General features: G+C 32.7%; 1 protein-coding gene and 1 pseudogene. Both read left to right on the top strand.

Annotation, left to right across the window (positions count from 1 at the left end; genetic code table 11):
- Window positions 1-126: 126 nt before the first annotated feature.
- A pseudogene (locus tag HZY94_RS09820) lies at window positions 127-423 on the top strand (IS3 family transposase); the annotation flags it as partial.
- 257 nt (window positions 424-680) lie between these two features.
- Window positions 681-959 carry an uberolysin/carnocyclin family circular bacteriocin gene (locus tag HZY94_RS09815; protein ID WP_218925751.1) on the top strand — a complete coding sequence of 93 codons (279 nt, stop codon included), beginning with the start codon at window positions 681-683 and terminating at the stop codon, window positions 957-959.
- Window positions 960-1,002 lie beyond the last annotated feature (43 nt).

The raw sequence follows: 1,002 nt of genomic DNA, 5'->3' as shown, positions 1-1,002 counted from the left end.
ATCCTTGTTAAATCTGTGATAAACTGGGTCATGGGAATAAATCTTTTCTAGTAGTATTTTTGGTCTAACTCTACTATAACAGGATTTATTCCTTTTTTGCGTTTACACAAGATATTGTACACTCTCAAAGAATTTGATAATCAGCTAATTGATCAAGTGTTTAATGGTTTTGGTATTGAAAAATCACTAAGTAGAGCCGGGGGTCCTTATGATAATGCGGTAGCAGAGACCACATTTAAATCTTTCAAAACCGAATTTATTGACCAAGAAGTGTTTGAGAGCTTGGAAAAATTAAAAGTAATGTCATTGGATTACATCCATTGGTGGAATTACCAGAGGATCCATGGTAGCCTAGATTACCAACCACCTATGGTCGTCAGACTAAGGTCTGACGAAAAAGAGTTTATAAATTTGTCCAAATAGCTGTTGCCTTTCTAAAATATTTGTGGTACAGTAAAAACATAAGTAAGGGCTTACATAAGGTTATGGTTTTACTTTACTTTATTTAAATGAAGTAAAATTAGAACTACAAAATAATATTAGTGAGATTGATACATAGGAGTTGAATTCAAAGGATTAGAGTGTAAGTAGAGGGGGTGATTCCGATGTACAGATTAAAAGTTTGATAAGTCAAATAGTTTGGAGTTTATTTTAATTTTAAATGAAAGAAGGTTATTGATATGAAAAAATTGATTAAAAGTATGGTATTTATAGTATTACCTTTATTTGGATTTTTAAACCTTCACGTTTTCAGTATTGTCAATTTAACTACTACCTTAGGAATTAATACCTATGCAGCCAAAAGAGTAATTGATATAGTATCTACAGCAGGAACTGTTTACGCGGTTGTTGGTATTGTTGCAGCAGTTGTTGGAGGAGGTGGAATTGGTGTTGCAATTCTAGCTTCAGCTAAAGCATTAGCACAAAAATATGGTAAAGCAGCTGCAGCAGCTTGGTAAAAGATAAGGAGATAGAACATGGGATTGACATATTATATAGATG

The sequence above is a fragment of the Streptococcus danieliae genome, from assembly GCF_013415245.1.
In the GTDB taxonomy this organism is placed as follows: Bacteria; Bacillota; Bacilli; order Lactobacillales; family Streptococcaceae; genus Streptococcus; species Streptococcus danieliae_A.
The sequence above is the reverse complement of the archived record's forward strand: the minus strand, read 5'-3'. Positions and strand labels throughout refer to the sequence as shown.